Origin of the sequence: Streptomyces sp. URMC 126 (assembly GCF_051386555.1) — a bacterium.
Taxonomy (GTDB): domain Bacteria; phylum Actinomycetota; class Actinomycetes; order Streptomycetales; family Streptomycetaceae; genus Streptomyces.
Window position 1 is genome coordinate 1 of the sequence record NZ_JBPQTX010001070.1, and the last position, 255, is coordinate 255.

1 pseudogene is annotated in these 255 nt (G+C 64.7%); it reads right to left on the reverse strand.

From position 1 onward, the window contains the following. Nucleotides 1-209: pseudogene (locus tag ACSNOK_RS35130) on the reverse strand (DEAD/DEAH box helicase); the annotation flags it as partial. Nucleotides 210-255 lie beyond the last annotated feature (46 nt).

The window sequence follows — 255 nt, forward strand, 5'->3', positions numbered from 1 at the left end:
GCGTCGTAGATTTCCTCCTCAGCGCCTGCCCTCGGCTTGTACGTGAACACCTGCATCCCGTTGCGCTTATCCGGCAGGAACCACTTGTCGCGGTAGCGGGTGATGAATCTGCCGAGGCGTTGGCCGCCGTCGAGGAGCCGGAATTGCGCCCAGATGTCCATGAGCCCGTTGGAGGCGGGGGTGCCGGTCAGGCCGACCCAGCGCTTCACGTGTGGGCGCATTTTCACCAACGCCGTGAACCGCTTCGCACGGTGG